Origin of the sequence: Caecibacter sp. AF58-12pH5A, assembly GCF_027681725.1 — a bacterium.
GTDB lineage: Bacteria > Bacillota > Negativicutes > Veillonellales > Megasphaeraceae > Megasphaera > Megasphaera hominis.
This window is the reverse complement of the sequence record NZ_JAQDBC010000023.1, coordinates 21,874-38,489: the sequence shown is the minus strand read 5'-3', so window position 1 is coordinate 38,489 and position 16,616 is coordinate 21,874. Positions and strand designations below refer to the sequence as shown.

Genomic DNA, 16,616 nt, shown 5'->3' with positions numbered 1-16,616 from the left:
ATAAACTATAAGTGCAGCGGATAGGAGCGACCTATTCACTACATGTTTATGGTACTAGTGCCCGAAGGGCGATAGAGGGTACCTGAAAAAAATCAGTATTTGTACACAACATTACATTTCAATCTCACGCCCTCTATCCCCGGTATCGCTTCGCTCCCGGTACTTTCCCCTCTGGGAAAGCAATGGCAAAGCTCCCGGTTTTTGGCCGGGAGCTTTTTCCTCCTTGCTATGTCTTTATTTTGTTTCGTTCTTATTTTCTTGCGTGGGTATTGCCTTTTCCCAGTCTATGAGGTTGTAGCGTTCTGCGTAGGTCAGGGCTGGGTGGTAGGCTTGTTGCCATGTGTTCATGTGGTCTGCGTCTTGTTGGGTGCTCATCCAGTTGGTCAGGGTGTAGCGTTCGTTGTAGACGTAGTTGTGCGGGTTGAGTTGCAGGAGGTTGCCGTTGCTGTATTGAGTGTGGCTTCTGTCGTCGAAGCGGAGGTATTGCCAGGCGCCGTCGCGGCCGCGGCTGGTGTTGTTGTCTAGCCAGCTGGTTAGTTGTGTGCGCGGGTCGTTGCGTTTGGTGTTGTTCCAGTAGGTGCTGGTGCTGGCTGGGTCCGCTATGGGTGTGGTGCCGTAGATGTGGGTGTCCATGACGCCGTTGCTGAAGGTGGCTTTGTCCAGGATGTAGAGTTTGTCCAGTTGGAGTTGGCCTTGGGTGGCGTTGATGGAGCCGTTACGGAGCCAGAGGTGGTCGAAGCGGGCGCCTGTGTTGGTGCGGAGTTCGCCAATGGCGAGGGTTTCGATGGGCTGGTCGTCGCTGGCGCCGTTAGGCGTGATGGTAAGGAAGCCGTCGGAGTCCAGGCGCTGGGCAACGTTGTCCAGGCCGATGTCGGAGCCGGAGATGGCAATTTGCGTGCCGGCTGTGATGTGTCCGACGTCCATGACCTTGTCCGGGTTGCGGACGAAGAGGGCGACGAGGTTGCCATCGATGTCGTTGAGGTAGAGGCTGCCGTCTTTGATTTCTACGCCGGCGTCTTTCTTGGCGTAGAGAGACTGGATATCTACGTTGCCTGTACCTTCGTGCCTGATGGTGATGTTGCCTGTGTCTGCAGTGATGTACGCGCGGTCGCCGCCAGGTGTGCCGTGGCTGTCTTTGATGTCGCCGGTGCCGCTGGTGGTCATGGCGACGTTACCCGTTTGGGCTGTGACGTGGATGTCTTCGGTCTGGCCCGGACTGTTTCCTTCAAAGAGGATGTCGCCGTCGTTGGTGCCAAAGGCCGTGTCGATGCCGGCGGTCACGTCTTTACGGAGGGTAATGGTACCCTGCTTCCCGGCTTGGAGGCCTATATTTTCTGCCGCCTGGGCTGTGCCGCCGAGGGTGATGCTGCCTGCCGCAGCCGTTTCGCCTGTGAGGCTCTCGCCGCTCCAGAGGTTGTCCCGGAAGAGGATGTTGCCCTTACCGGTGTGGGCGCTCAGGTCCTGATCCGCGCTGACCGGGCCGGCAAATTCGATGTCGCCGTTGTCCGTCGCAGCCTGCATATTTCCCTTCAGGGCCTGTACCGTGCCGGTGACGAGAATGTTGCCTGCTGCGGCTGTGTCTGCACTGTCGCTGGCCACGAGGACTGTGTCGCCGTTCTGGGACGTAAGGTCGCTGCCGAGGCTAAGGGAGCCTTCGCTGGCAGCAGCCGTAAGGGCCGTGCCGGCTGTGATATGCTGGCCGGTCTGGCTGATACTGCCCTGCGCCGTGTAAAGGGTCGTCGCCGTGCCGCTGTCGATGTTGCCATAGACTTCGACCTGGCCTTTCGCCTGGGCTTGGATGTCCGTAGTCGTGCCGCTCCGGACGTCGCCAGTCTGGACGATATTGCCGCTTGTTGTCTGGAGGGCAGCAGCACCGGTTGCCGTGACGAGGCCCGTGTGGGTAATGGCGCCGCTCGCCGTTTGCAAGAGGACGTCGCCGGTTCCTTCTATAGACGTATCGCCCAGGTTCCAGGTCTTGACGTCGCCGGTCAGGACGATGTCACCGCTAGTGGTCGTTTCGACAGTCGTGCCGAGCGGCGATTCGACGGTGCCGGTGAGGCTGATATCGCCATTTTCCGTCGTGACGGAGGCCATATTGCCTGCACGCAGGCGCGAAGCCTGTTTGGCTGTGCCGGCCATAATGGTGCCGTTATCCGTGTTGATGTTCAGGAGGTCCTTTGCCGTGACGTTGCCGTCGACGACGATGTTCCCTGCTGCAGCGAGGTTGTTGCTGTCCGAGGCGTGGATGACGGCGTTGCCTGCCGTACCGGTGAGGTTGCCTGTAAGGCTGACGCTGCCTTCGCCGGCGGCGAGGTTTGCCGTCTTGGCGGCTGTAATATCACCGGTTACGCTGATGTCCCCTGCTTTCTTAGCGTCGCCAGTCTGATTGGCTGCGACGTAAGCATCGCTGAGGCTGGTGATGACCGGTGTGCCGGCAATCGTCGCCGTGAGGCTGATGTCACCGCTATCGGTGAGAACGGTGACGTGTTGCGTCGCCCCTTCTGTGAGGGTCGTGCCTGCTTTCGGCGCGACGGTCTGGAGGCTGCCGTGGACGCTGATGTCGCCGCTACCGGTCTGGACAGACGTGCCGAGAACGGACTGCGTCAGGCCTTGGAGGTCAATATTGCCGTTATCCGTGCTGACAGTAACAGCGTCCGTTGCGGAGATGACATTGCCCGTAATCGCGATGTCGCCTTTCAGATCGTCAGCACTAGCTGCGTCTACGTCTTTATCGGAGGCACTGACACTGGCTGCACCGCCGTTAGCCGTAAGATTGCCTGTGAGGCTGACATTGCCTTCTGCGGCTGCCAGGCTGGCGGCCTTGGCGGCGGTAATGTCACCGGTTACGGTAATGCCGCCGCTGGTCGTGGACCGGACCGTAGCGTCGTTGCCGCTGCTGATGACCGGCACGGTATTATCGGAGGCCGTGAGGGAAATAGTGCCGTTTGTAGTCTGGACGAGGACATTGCCTGTCTTACCCGTACTCTTCAGGCTGCCTTCGAGCCGGATGTTGCCCAGGGAGTTAGTCTTGACGGTCGTGCCCGTTACCGAGGCGGCACTGCCGTAGAGGGTAATATCCCCTTTATCTTGCGTCGTGTTGCCTGTCGTTTCCAGGGTAACCGTAGCGCCTGTGGACGTGAGGGAGCTGGCCGTCTTGGCTGTGCCGACGGTGATATCGCCGCTCTGGGTCTGGAAGAGGACGCCTTGGCCGGTGCTGAGGGCACCGCTGTAGATGATATCGCCAGTTTGGCTGACGAGCTCGGCTGCGCCGCCTGTGCCACCTGTGAAGTCGCCGGCAGCGGTGATGGTGCCGCTCGTGCTGTCAATGTGGATGCCGTTTTCAGGCAGTGCGCCTGCCTGCTGCAGTGCGAGCAGGATGGCGTTCGTCTGGCCCTGTGTTGGCGCCGGTGTATCGCTCGTAACCGTACCATCGATGGTGATGTCACCGCTGGTCGTGTGGACGTAGATGGCCTTGCCGGCTTTGCTGTTGCCCGTGAGCTTGACGTCGCCCGTAGCCGTGATGACGTTGACATTGCCTTGGCCTGTCGCGTCGAGGTTGCCCGTGACGGTAAGGTCACCGCTCGTGATGGTCTCGACAGTCGTACCGGTGACGGACTTCGTATTGCCGTAGAGCGTAAGGGCACCGTCGGTAGTCAGGACGGTTGCCGTCGTACCGGCTTCGATGCTGTTGGCTGCTTTATTGGTACCCACAGCAAGGGTGCCTTTCTTAGCTGCCAGGCGCAGGGTCGTGCCGCTCTTGAGGTTGCCTGTGACGGTGACGTTCCCTTCTTTTTCGCTGGCTATATTGAGGCTCGTGCCGGCTGTGACGTTGCCGCTCTGGCTGATGGCGTTTTGGGCCGTCATATTGACCGAACCTTTCGTCGCCGTGACGGCTGCTGCATTGGTAATCGACGTGCCGCCCGTAAGGCTGACGTTGCGCGTTGCCAGAAGGGCAGCGCTGGTGCCGACACTGCCGGAGGCCGTGAGGCTAAGATCCTGGCCTGCCGTGAGGGTGCCTGTTGTGCTGAGGCTGCCGGCTTCGTTCGTCAGGGTCAGGTCGGTCGCAGCTGTGCCGGCGCCAGTGACGCTGAGGCCAGCCGCTGTGCCTGTACCGTAGTTGTGGATCGTAACGTTGTTGCCTGTAGAACCGTCCTTGAAGTGCACGGTTGTGGCCTGGGTATTGGCTGTATGGACGTATACGTCCTGAGCGGCCTTGGTATTGCCCAGTTCAATCGTGTTGACGTTATTGACCTTGCGGTCGGCAGCCGTTCCTGAGGCGTTACTGCGCAGGTCGATGCCGGCGCCGGCGCTGAGGTCCAAGGCCGGTGTCTGCAGGCCGTGGTTTGTCGTCTGCGTAATGGCGTTCTGGGAGTTCAAGGTAACTGTGCCGGAGCTGGCGACAAGTTTGCCGTCTTTCACGCTGCCGGCGTTGAGAGAGCCCTGGTTGAGGCGGATGGTGCCGACGCTCTTGAGGGTGACGTTGTCGCCTGTAATCTGGCTGTCGATGGCATCCTTAGCGGCTGTCGTTTCCGTTTGGGCTACGGCTTCCTGGCCTGCCAGGAGGGTGCCTTCGCTATCGATGACGACGTCGCCGCCGGCGGTTATTTCCTTCAGGGTGAGCGTGCCGCCAGTGCCGGTGCCGGCAATATAGACGCCCATGCCGTCCGTATTGGCACTGGCATTGAGGACGCCGCTATTTTTGACGCGCAGGCCGTCTGTGACGAGGCCCAAGGCACCGTTGGCCGACGTCAGGGTCACGACGTCGCCGTCGATGTAGCCCATGGTCTTGCCTGTTTCGGTGGTCATCTTCATGCCCGCATCAGAGGCCAGGGACACGACCTTGCCGCCGACGCTCTGAATGGTCAGGACGCGGGCCGGGTCGGTGCCGATGCCGGTCTGATGGATGTAGAGATTGGCATCGGTCCGAGCGTCGAGGGTGCCGGAGAGGTTGGTCACGAGGTTCTTGGCTGCACTGCCAATGTCGCCGGTACCGCCGGTAACAATGAGGTTCTTGGCCGTAATGCCGCCGCTGTCCATGGTAACGCCCTTATCGGCCATGAGCTTCACGTCTGCCGTAGTCGAGATCTTGCCCGTTACGTTGAGGGCGGAATCCTTGACCCCGGCCAGGTAAATGCTGCCGGCGCCAGTGGTCTGAGACGTATTGGCGTTGACGTTGGCACTGCCCGTGAGCTCGATGGTAATGGGGCGCTGCTGGCGGATAGTGAGCGTTTGGGCCTCTGCATTCCACGTCAGGTCCCCTGCTTTGGCCTGGGCCAGGAGCTGGAGATTTTCCAGCTTGGTCAGGTCGGCGTAGGAGATGGTACGCGGCGTGCCGTCTGTGCCGATGTTGCGGGCGGCGTTGAGGGTAATGGTATTGCCCTTGACGTTGGCCTGCTCTACTGTGAGGATTTCATTCTTCGGCGAGGCATTGAGGACGCTGCTCTGAATGGCATACAGGAGGTCGTTTTGGCTCCAGCCGTAGGACGTATTGCTGCGGATGTCGCTGGCGGCGAGGATGAAATCTTGTTCTGCCTCTGTAAAGTCCGTATAGCCCTGGTCCACGAGGAATTGCTTGCGCACGGCGTCGTACGCAGCCGCAGCGGCCTGCAAGGCTTCCATATCGCCGGCGTTGGTCTTGACGGCCTTTTCGTAGTTGCTCTTGGCCTGCTGCAGGTCTGCATCGCCCTTTGCAGCGGCCGTATAGGCCTCGGCGGCTGCGTCGTAATCGGTGACGCTATGCCGGCCTTCTGAGGCGACGGCGAGCTGGTTGCCCCGTACAGTCAGGGCAGCTTCGCGGTCGGCCTTGGCCTTGGCAGCGGCAACGGTCTTGCTGTCTGCCGCGTCGTCGGTACTGATGAGTCCCAGCTCCTGCCAGAGCTGGAGCTTGTCGGCACTGCCGGAGAGTTCGCCGCCGCTGGTAGCGTCTTCAAAGCTGCCGGACGTCGTAAGGCTGACGTTGCCGTTATGGCTGACGATGGAGCCAATGCGCATGTTGCCGTTGTCGTTTGTGAGGGTAATGTTCCCGGCGGCGTCGGCGTTGAGGCTGGCCGCCAGGGTATCGGCACTGGTGGCTGCAGGCGCCGCGTTGGCTTTGGCGTCAATGGCGCCGGTGCGGCTGATGAGGTCGATGCGTTTCCCTGAAAGGGGCGTGCCTGTAGCCGTGAGATTGCCGTCGGCCTGGAGCTTCAGGTTGCCGCCGGCTGTGCCGTTGGTGACGCTCAGATTGCCTTTATCCGAAAGGACCGTGACGTCGCCCTTGGTACTTCGGACGGACAAGGCTGCGTCCGTGCCGAGGGCACTGTGGTTGAGGCTGATCGTGCCGGCTGCGCTGGCCGTGAGCGAATCGGTGAGAACGCTGGCGCCGCCTGTAGCACTAATGCCGCCGGCAGTGCTCTGCAGGGTGACCGTGCCGCCCGTGCCGGCAGAGGAAATGGTCCCATCGAGGCTGAGGTCTTTATTGGCTGTAATGGAAATCGCGTCTGTGCCGCCGCTAATGAAGCCCGTCGTAATGGGATGATCTGCTTTAATAGTGTAGGTGCTGCTGGTGGAGCTGTTTTGCGAACCTGACCAGCGGTATTTTACTGTGCCGTAGCCGAGCACTTCGCCCCAGAAGCCGTCGTATTCTTTATTGGCGCTGACGCGGCTCCACTGGGTGTACTCGTCTGTATAGACCTTCGTATCTACCGAGTAGTCTGCAGCTGCAGCGCCCTTGGCGATGACCTGGCCGGCCGCCAGGGCCTGATCGCCGGACATCGTTTGGGAGCTCGTCGCAGCCTTGCCCAAATCGACGCCGCTCTTTTCGACGAAATCGGCTGTCGTATTGTAGTCAATGAGGCCCCAGAAAACGAAGTCCGTATCGTAGCCATAGTTCGTAACCTTTACGTCGCCTGCTGTGCCGCCGGTCCATTTGAGGGTCTGGGCGACAGGCGTGTAGACTGTACCGCTGGCGTTCATGCGGCTCGTATCATAGGCCTTCTTCGGGTCTACGGCGGCCGTCGTGGCGGTTACGGTTTGATCCTTGCGCGTGACCTCTGTGAGGGTATTGGTATTCGTATCCCTGATGCTGATGAGGCCTTCGAGGTCTTTATTTTCTATCTTGTGGAGGGTCAGGTCCTTGGCTACGCTGCTAGTATCAATGGTAATATCCGGCGTGCCGTCCAGGGCCAGGATGCGGCCGCTGCCGTTGGTGCTGGCAATGGCCCCGGTGATGTAGATCTTGCCGCCCGACGGTTCCAGGTTTTCAGCCAGGAGCTTGCCCGTAGCGGGGTTGTAGAAAATCTTGACTTCGTATTCCCACTGGCCTTTGGCGCTGTTGTAGTACGCGCCGCCGCCGTTGATGAGATACGCATTGTTGCTCATGACCTGGTCGTCCGTGAGGGCCCGCCGGTTGCGCTGCCACTGCGCATCGAGGGCGCTGATACGGCTTTGGTCTTCTGTCGTAAGGACGGTCCGGTACGTGCCGTAGCCGCTCTGGACGAGGCCGTCGAGGATGACGTTTTTGCCTGTCATGTAGACCGTGCTGCCGGCGTGGATACCGGCACTTTCATCGGCGCTGTAGGTACTGATGGTGTTCTTTTCGTCGTCAGAAAGACCGAGATCAGCGGCGTGTGCCAGGAGGGCCTGCCGGTAGCTTTCGTAGGAGGACTGGCTGGTAAGCCACGAAATATTGGTCCCGTTGGTTTGGGCTTTTGAAATATACTTTTGAATCTTTTGGGCAATGGCGTCGTTAAACTGGTAGCGCGTAATCGGGTCGGCACCGGCGATAAGCCAGCCTTCACTGGTCTGGCTGACAGAGCCCTGGTCGGCTGTAATGTGGATGGTCTTGCCCGTGACGTTGGCCGAGCCGACGATATAAATATTCCGGTTGGCGTTTTTGATGGTGACATCGCCTGTACTGTTGACGATATTGCCATAGACGCCGATATCCGGGCTGGTGTTGTCCGAGGCGTAGCCTGTGCTGGCAATGGTGATGGACGGTTCGCTGCCGCTAGCCGTGCTGCTCGTCAGGGTGCCCTTAAAGCCGGACAGGTCTTTGCCTACGGTGCTGTCGTTGTAGGTAATGGTGCCGCCTTTGTCTTTAATGACGACGTCGCCGGTCTTCAGGTAGAGGTCGCTCCGGTTGAGGACGCTGACAGCATGGGCGCCTTGGGCAGTGAGGCTGCCTGTACCGGAAACGGCATCGCTATCGATGACGATGTTGCCGCCGGAAACGACGATGTCCGGCAGGTTGATAGCAGCGACGGTGATTTCATCGAGGATGGCACCGTTTTTGACGAAGCCATTGGTTTCCATGAGGGCTTTCAGCTCTTTCATTTCCGCCAGGAGGACCTTGTATTCATTGGATTCCGGCGAATATTGGCCAATGACATTCGCCAGGCTGTTGTAGCGGCTCATGAGGGTGTTGGTCAGGGTTACGCTGGTAGGCTTGACGCTGTCGGCAGAGAACCACTCGCTGCCTGCATTGACCGTAGCCTTGATGCTGCTCCAGTCGAGGGCCGGTTTGCCCTCTGCCGTCGTAGCGGCTTTGGTTTTCCCGTCAATGGTGAGGTCCAGATCCGTATGGATGCCGGCCGTAATGGAGCCGCTGCTGCCGATGGAAACGGAGTTCTGCGTCGTTTCACTGCTCGTATGGGTGCCTTGGGCCGTAGAGGTCGTCGAACCCGTACCGGCACCACCTGTGTAGTTGTTGTATTCCCGTGCGCTTTCGGAAACGCTGGTCAGGCCCTGGGCGGCTTTGAGGTTCGTATGGCGGACGGAACGGACTTCGCCGTTGACGTCGACGTGGTTGGTCTGGGTCATGGTATTGCCCAGAATAGGATCGCTGGCCAGTGGCACGATGGTCTTGTTGTAGGCATCGGCGACGGCCGAGTAATTGAGGACGGAACGGATGCCGTTCTGGTCGGCACCGGCGTAGAGGTTGACGTCGTTCATGCTTTCTACGAGGCCCCTTGTCAGGCTGATCGTGTTGGACCGGTGGAGCGTATTTTCTGTTTCTGCCGTGGCCGCACCGACGCCCCCGCCTTGGGTATCGGCAATGGTTTCAAAGGAGGCATACGTGTTGTCTGTCGCGGCCAGGGTAATGTCCTGGCCGGCTTTGGCCGTCTTCAAGGTGGCTTCCGTAGCGTTGACACTGTTAGCGTAGGTCAGGTCATTTTTGCTGTACGCGGCCGTGGTCGCGACGATGCCGCCGCTCTTCAGGTCGTTCTTGTATTTCATATCCCCTGTCGTGGCGGCCAGGGCCGTGATGGCGCCGTGATCACCGCTACCGGTGAGGACCGTGTTTTTGTTCAGGTTGACCTGGGCCGTGTAGGCCAGGGTATTTTCCACGGCGTTGGCATTGACGGTTGCGCCGCCGTAGCCGCTGCCCATGAGGTTGACGTCGTGGTCGACCGTATTGACGGCCGTGTAGTTCTGGGCGCCTGTGGTGGTAATCGCAGCGGCCACATTCGTGGCGGCGTTGTGCGTGATCTTGGTTGTCATTTCCGAGCCGCTGGCGCCGATGACGGCTGCTGCGAAGGAATCGGCCGTAGCGTCGACGTCATCGCTGTTGGTAGCCGACGCCGTAAAAGAGCCGGCCTGCCACGAGCCGCTGATGTTCGTCTGTGTGTCGGTCGTAAGGGTTGTATCCGTTTCGGCTGCTGTCGGGCTGATGCCCACGAGGCCGCCACCGGCACCGAAGGAGATATTGTCCAGGTTGCCGTAGCCGCTGCTGCGGACGGCAACGCTGCCGAGAGAGCTGCCTGCTTGGGCACCGGCGGCACTGACGGTGGTCGTCAGGGTGCCGGTCATTTCGGAAATGTTTTCGCCACTGGCAATGGCACCGACGCTGACGCCTTCGGCGCTGGCCTGGAGGGCCGACGAGTTGGCGCCGGAAATGATGAGTTCGCCTGTGTTATAGAGGCTGTTGCCGACGCTGACGTTGACGGTTGTCGTCTGGGACGCGTCGCCGACGTTGGCCTGGAAGCTGCCGGCTAAGGCAGCGGACCCGCCGATGGATTCGGCTGCAGCGTTTGCGTAGGCCTTGCCCCTATCGTCTGCCTGCTGGCCTGTGGCGGCGCTCAGGGTGACGCTGTCGCCACTAAAGGACGAGCCATTCTCTGCGGTGAGGCTGACCTGTCCGCTCGCTACGGCTGTAGCCACAGAGGCACCGACGGCACCGAGTAGGGCACCGTTATAGGCGTAGGCGCCGGCGTTGACGCGGGGCGTGCCTTGGGCCATGATACTGACGGTTTTACCGCTTATGTTATTAGCTCCCGTGAGGGTAATTTTGCTATCTCCCTTATCTTCTGCATAGGCGACGATGCCCTGCAGGGCGGCGGCACCGACGGCACCGCCCTTGGTTACGGCGTCGCTGGTGTTGCCTTTATTAGCCCGGATGGTTGTAGCACCGGTATTGGAAACAGCCGTGCTGCCGGCAAGGGTGACCTCGGTCGTGCTATCATTTTCGGCGTTTGTAATGAGGGCGCCGCCGCTAAAGCCCAGGGCTGACGTAACGCCCACGACTTGGCTTGAGGTCGTTCCTGTATCTTCGGCGAGAAGCGTCGTCGTACCGCCTTGCAGGCTGCTGCCTGAAATAGCGATGTTCGTCGTACCGCCTGATTTGCTCTGGGCAAAGGCAGCGCTGATGCTGGCTACATCGGCGGCAGCCGCCTGGTTGGCCGTAACGGCCGTCGTACCGTGCTGTTTGGCCTGAATGGTAAGATTGTTGGCAGCGCTGAGGTCGCTCTTGCCACTGACCGTGACGCCGGCGTCTTTCTGGGCGTCCAGGACGGCAACGGTGACGCCTAAGCCGCCTAAGGCCGCTACGTTGGCAGACGTAGAGGCAATGTCTGCGTCGGTCTGTCTGTCGGTGCTGACGCTGAGGCTGTCACTGGCCGTGAGCGTACTATTGCTAACGAGGGTCTGTGTACCGGCATCCGTCTTCGAGCCTGTACCGGCTTTGATGGTTTTGTCGTTCGTCGGCTTGATGCCGAGGTCTTCATTGATGAGCTTTCCTTGGTGTTCCAGGTTTTCGTCTTGCGAATCGAGAGCCCCGTTGGCCTTGTCGATAAATTCCTGGCCCTTGGCGGTGCCACTCTTCGGGCCTGCCTGGCCATAGGACGTGGCGACAGTCGTGCCGATGGTGGTCACCATGATATTCGTACCGACACCGATACCGCCGGCAGTGGCGCCGGTCAGCGTCTGGTTGACGTCCAGTTCTTCCCTGGCCTTGACGTCGCCTGTCTTGGCGTATACTGTGCTGTCTGTCACTTTGGCTAAGGTGCCCGTATTGACCGTGTTGACACCGACGCCGATACCGGCAGCGGCGACGCCGCCGGCAACGGAAACGGAATCAAATTTCGTCGTTACCCGGTTGTGGGCGTCGACAATGAAGTCCGGCGTGACGGCAGCTATGACGGTAGTCGCACCATTTTGGTCCTGGCCGGTAGTCCGGGCGCGGCCAATAGACGAGCCGTTGACTTCGGCTGTGGTCGTACTGTTGAGGTTATTGACGGCAATGGTCGCACCGGCACCGACGCTGGACGAGGCACCGACGCCGACGACGTACGTATCGACTTCAGTGCTGCTATCGGCTTGGACGGCAGTCCGGGTCTGGCTGAGGATACTGCTCCGGTCGATGAGGGCTGCAGTCGTAAAGTCATCGTTGACGACGCCAATGCCGGCACCGACAGCGGCACCAACCGGAGCGCCGGCGGCTGCTGCCGAGGCACTGACGAGGGTCGTATGATGATCATGCAGGGCGCTGACGTTGAGGCTGTCGTTGGTGCTGGAAATATGGTCGACAACGGCTTTGGTCGTGCCGTCCAGCTTAGTGGCTGCAACGGAGGCGGCTGCCGAGGCGGCAACCGTACCGCCACCGGAGATGGAAAGGCCGTCGGCGTTGGTCACGACGTCCGACTTCTGATCGGCTGTGACGTCGATGGTACGGCCGTTGACGGTCTTGTTCTGGCGGTTTTTCGGATCGGAAACGTTACCGGAGAGTTCCGCCTGGGTCGTGCGGCTAAAGCTGAGCGTATCGGAGGCACCGGCTACGCCGATACCGGCCGCACCGCCAATGCCGACTGACAGGGAGCCTACGTGGCTTTCGCTGTCCGTGCGGTCTTTGGCCTGGACGGTGACGTCATCGTTGGCCTTTGCCGTGCGCGTTTCGTTAATGGCCGTATTGGTCACGGTGGCCTTCGTGCTGCCGCCGATCTTGTTGACCGTAATCGTGCCGGCTACGCCGCCGGAGACGGTGGGCGAGGCGCCAATACCGCCGGTGACGGCGACACTCTCAAGGTCGTGCTGGCCATAGGCGGCAGTGACGACGCCTTTACGTTTGTCGCTGACGGTCTGGTCGCCGTCCTTTGCTTCTGTCTGGACGCCATTTTTATCCATAGACTGTGTGAGGGCCACGGCTGCGTCATCTGTACCGTCGGCTTTGAGGCTGCTATCCGTCACGGTGGCGGCGGTAGTGCCGTTGATTTCGTTGTAGCTCGTGCTGATGCCTGTACCGGCACCGGCTTCGGTGGCGCTGAGGGCGACGACGCCGGCATAGTTGCCCAGGTCTTCGCGGCCGTTGGCGAGGACGCCGATGTTGCCTGTGCTGGTGAGGGTGCTGCGGGCGACGCTGGCGTCGACGTTGTTGCCGATGATATTGACGGCGACGTTACCGGAGACGGCGACGTTACCGGCAATGGCGGCACCGATACCGACGGTCGTAATGTCGCTGTTACCCGTGGCCTGGACGAGCGTATTCGTGTCTGTAATCTCGCTATCCGTGACGCTGACCGTCGTGTCCTGGTTGATGCGGGCCACGCTGACACCGGCACCGCCGGCGCCGCTGATACTGAGAGCGCCGACGACGGACTTGGTCGTGACCGTGCTCTTACTGTCGGACGTAACGGCTACGTCTTTTGTCGTACCGCCTGCAGCGGCTTTAATGACTGATTTTTTGGCTTCGGCTGTAATATCTTTATTGACCAGAGCCGTAGCGGCACTACCCTGAACGGCGACGTTGCCGCTGCCACCGATGCCAAAGCTGAAGGTGGTCAGCTTTGACGTATCGCCGGCGTGGACAGCTACCTTGCCGGCATCGGTCGTCGTCAGGTCCGTGTTGACGATAGCGGCGCGGGTCTTCTGCCCTGTTTCGCCTGTGCCGGCGCCACCGACGTCGTTGTACGCTACGGCACCGCCTACGGCGACGGAGCCGCCGAAGCCGAAGTCGCCAATGGCTGCGACGCGTGTGTCACTGCCCGTTGCCAGGACGTTCGTATCGGCTACGTTCGTGAGGGTCGTCTTATCTTTGGTTACGATATTGCCTGCCGCGTCTTCGGCTTCACCGATGACGGCTTCTGTATCGCTGCCGCCGTGGTTGACGGCTATAGTCCCGCTGAGGGCGACTTTCTGGCTGGCACCGACAGTGGCGCCGATGGCATAGAGTGCGCCTCCATTGGCAGCGGTGACATCGAGGTCGACGCCGCGCGCTGCTGTCAGGCTTTGGAGGGACCCGCCGGCGAGGTAGGCGTGAATCTGGTTAGAGAGCTTGTTGTACGCCAGGGATTCGCCGACACCGGCTGTACCGCCATAGGCGACGGAACCAGCGACGTTTACTTCTTTGGCGTTGCTGTCGGCTTTGATGGCCAGTTTATCCGTAATCAGTGTTGCGTCGCTGACCTGGGCCAGGACGTCGTTGGCCTGGGTCTGCCAGTTCACACTGCCGACACCGCCGAAGTCTTGTGTCCCGGCGGCAACACCGGCAGAGACGTCGACGCCTAAGCTGTCCGCTTCGGCAGTCGTGGCGATGGCCGCGGCTTTGATCGTGGCGTTGTCGATGCGGGCCGAGAAATCGATGTCCCGATCGGCTACGTTGACGGCAGCACCGGCGGCATCATCGGATACGGCGACGACGACGGCTGCGCCGACACTGAGGCTGCCCTTATTTTCCAGGTCCACAGCCTGGCCGGCCGTGTCGAGGCCTTTGCCATTTTCGTCTGTATCTTTGTAGTATGACGAGCCGTCTGTATCGATACCGGCGTTTTCGGCAAATTGTTCATGATCAGAATAATCGCCGAGCTTGTCCTGGAAGGGCTTGGCTTCTTCAGAGCTGCTGGTCGTATCGTGGGAGGCGACAGTGACGGCCTGGGTAGCGGTCACGTTGGCACCACCATAGATAGCCGCATCAGCGAGGTTATGGAGGCCGTTATAGACGATGGCGCCGGTAAAGGCTTTATCGGTCGTACCGTCTGCACCGCCGACGGCAACACCCATCGACACGGCAGACGTGATCTGCTTGGTTGCCAGGAGGGTTTCTACGTTGGCGCTGGCCACATCTTCAAAGGTGCCGCCATTGATACCGGCCTTGACATTATTGTTAATATTGGACACGCTGACGCTGCCCCCGGCGACGGTACCGCCGCTGCTGTTAATATTGGCATTGATGCCGCCTGTGACCTGCAGGTCGCTTTCGTAGGCCGTGACGTCGATGTCGGCCTGGTCTTTTGCCGTTTGGCCGACGTTTACCTTGTCGTTTTCCAGGAGGGCCGTCACGTCTTTGTCAATGAGGTTGACCGAGAAGGACGCGCCACCGGCGAAGTTGTTGCCCGGGCTGCCGTCATCAATGAGGGACACGCCCAGGCCGGAGGCGATGGCTGTACCGCCGCTGAGGGCTTCGACGTCCAGATTCTTCACGCCTGTAAGGGTGCTGTTCTTGATGGCAGCCGTAAGGGTATTGTCGATGTAATTGACACCGACGGCACCGCTGAAGGCGGCACTTTTCCCTTGGTAGGCTTTCGTACGGAAGGACATGGTAGCGCCGCCGCTCCAGGCGCCGACGAAGGACGTATCGCGGGCACCGGCTTGGACGTTGCCGTCGTTATCAAGATGGACGTTGGCACCGTCGATGATGGCATCTGTCTTGTTCGTTTCCAAATTGACGGAGGCGCTGCCGGAAGCACCCAGAGTAAAGGGCGGATTTTCCGGCAAGACCCCCGGTGTCGGCGCTGTCTGGGACGTTGCCTGCTGCGCCTGGGCCGGTGTGCCGCCGCCTTGGGACGAACCGCCGTTGAAGATTCTGATGAAATCCTTGGTCAGGCCGGAAGCGAAGCTGACGCCTTTATTGATTGTAGCCGGAACGACCGTAGAAACGACGTCGATCTTATCGCCGATCGTGTCCAGGATGTTTCGTTCTTCCTGGGTCTTAGTGCGGCTGTCGCTGTAGGTAATCCCGCCGGCGAAGGTAATGCTGTTGATGAGGCCTGTCGTTTCGGCGTCTGCCGAAAGAGCCGCGGCGTTGATGAAGCCTGTCGTGCTGTTGAGGTTATCCTTCGGGTCCAGGTCTTCAATGGCTGCGCGGTTGGTGACGTCGATGTTGTTAATAGCGACGGCCATACCGGCAGCGGCCGTGCCTGTACCGGCATTGAGGGCCAAAATGGCATTGTTGACGTTTGTATTGTTATAGCCACTGAGGGAAACTGTGCCCTCCGTTTGATTTGTATCACTCTTTTTGGCCGTGATCTTGGCATCCTTGTCGACGAGAACCTGGTTGTCACTGTCGCTGTCGGTGATGGCGGCCATGCCGGTAATCCCGGTGCCGTCGGATAAGCCGGCGGAGAGCATGGCGCCGACGTGGAAGACATCGGACGTGCTGGCCAGGTCAATATCACCGGCCGTGAGGGTTGCGCCCTTAGCAACACTGACGAGGCCCTTGGAGTCGAGGCTCTGGTAATTGAAGCTGCCGCCTACACCGGCACCGGCTCCGGCGTCGGCATCGTTATTCCAGAAGAGGGACTTGCCTGTGACGTTGACGTCGATAATATTTTCTTTGGCCTTGAGATCGAGCGCATTATTGGCTGTGAGGCTGGCGTCTTTGCCGATGGTGACGTGGCTGTCATAGTTGAAATCGGTGATCGTTACGGCTGCAGAAATGGCCCGTTTCGTATCTTGGCCGCCGCGGGCTGAGGCCGTGGCCGAGACGTTGGCGTAGTTGCTCGGCGCCACAAAGGTCAGGGCCTGATCGACGACGGACAAGGCGTTGTTCAGGATATTGTAGAGGTCTGCTCCCAGGGTGAGGCCTGATTCGGCAACCTGCAGGGTCAGGGCACCGGCCTGGACGAGGATATCGGCGCCATTACTGGCTACGTCACCGGCCTGTTCCCACGTTTCCTGGTTGTTCATTTCATCCGTCTTGATTTCGGTCATTTGGGGATCGTTTTTCGTCTGGAAGGCTTCTAAGGAGCGCTTTAGCTGCGTGGCCTTTTCTGCAATTTCTTTGCCTTCGGCACTGCCGTCGGCGGAGACCAGCTTGATGGCAAATTCGAGCTTCTTGATGCTTTCGTCAAGGGCGGCGATCATCCGGTTTACGCGGTTGTAATCCATTTGGGTGTTGCTCTTGAGGGTCATGTCCTTGCCGGCTGAAAGGACGGCTTTTCCGTCTGCGACGTTGACGGCGGCCGTTTGGTTCATACCGCCAAAGAGGACGCCAATGGCGCCTGTCGTCGGGTCTGAGGTCTGGTCGTCATTTCTAAAGGTATTGGCCGTACCGGCAGCGGTGAGCATCGTATCCTCGTTGATCGTGTCGGCTGTGACCGTGAGGCTGCCCGTCGTGGCCTTGGTGACCGAGGCGGCGTCAAAGTTGA

General features: G+C 60.0%; 1 protein-coding gene. It reads right to left on the bottom strand.

The window, feature by feature from the left end; translation table 11 throughout:
• Positions 1-234 precede the first annotated feature (234 nt).
• Positions 235-16,536 (bottom strand): hypothetical protein, encoded by a 16,302-nt coding sequence (locus PGX44_RS09865; protein ID WP_498855260.1) that lies wholly within the window; start codon positions 16,534-16,536, stop codon positions 235-237.
• Between the last annotated feature and the right edge of the window lie 80 nt (positions 16,537-16,616).

Bases quoted from the DNA above. Each gene is read 5' to 3' on its own strand.
- PGX44_RS09865 (WP_498855260.1), bottom strand. From the start codon at position 16,536: ATGCTCACCGCTGCCGGTACGGCCAATACCTTTAGAAATGACGACCAG.